This is a genomic window from Rothia sp. (in: high G+C Gram-positive bacteria) (assembly GCF_030540545.1).
GTDB lineage: Bacteria > Actinomycetota > Actinomycetes > Actinomycetales > Micrococcaceae > Rothia.
The window spans coordinates 978-1,425 of the sequence record NZ_JAUNVZ010000035.1 but is presented as its reverse complement, the minus strand read 5'-3'; the positions used below and the strand labels follow the sequence as shown (position 1 = coordinate 1,425).

Below are 448 nucleotides of genomic sequence, written 5' to 3'. Positions count from 1 at the left end.
ACGTATGTTCGGTTTTTTCGTCACTGCCGGGGTCGGTCACCATCCTAATAGCATCTACCGGCTGCTGCACCCCGTTAAGCGCAATATTGACGCAGGAGGCGACATCACCCACCGGCAGGTACAGGTTGCGGGCGAGCAAGTTACCGGTGCCCAACGGGATAATACCAAGAGTCGCCTGCGACCCCTGTAACGCCGTGGCTACGGCACGAACCGTCCCGTCTCCGCCAACGGCGATCACGGTATCCGCGCCTTCAGCCAGTACCTCACGGGTGGCTTCCCCACCGGGCTCGTCAATGCGGGTAGTGCGGGTAATAGGTGCGGGCCAGCCGTTCGCTCTAATGGTGCGTTCAATAATGCCAACAGCGGCGGTAGCCCCGCCTTTACTTGGGTTGTACACCACGCCCACGCGACGCATATCGCCGGTGGGGATTGTTCGCCAGATACCAAG

The 448-nt window shown here is 60.7% G+C and carries 1 protein-coding gene; it reads right to left on the bottom strand.

Going from position 1 to position 448, the window contains the following annotated elements:
- On the bottom strand, nucleotides 1-448 hold a 448-nt coding region (locus tag Q4P78_RS08725), incomplete at both ends, for a diacylglycerol kinase family protein (protein ID WP_303339986.1).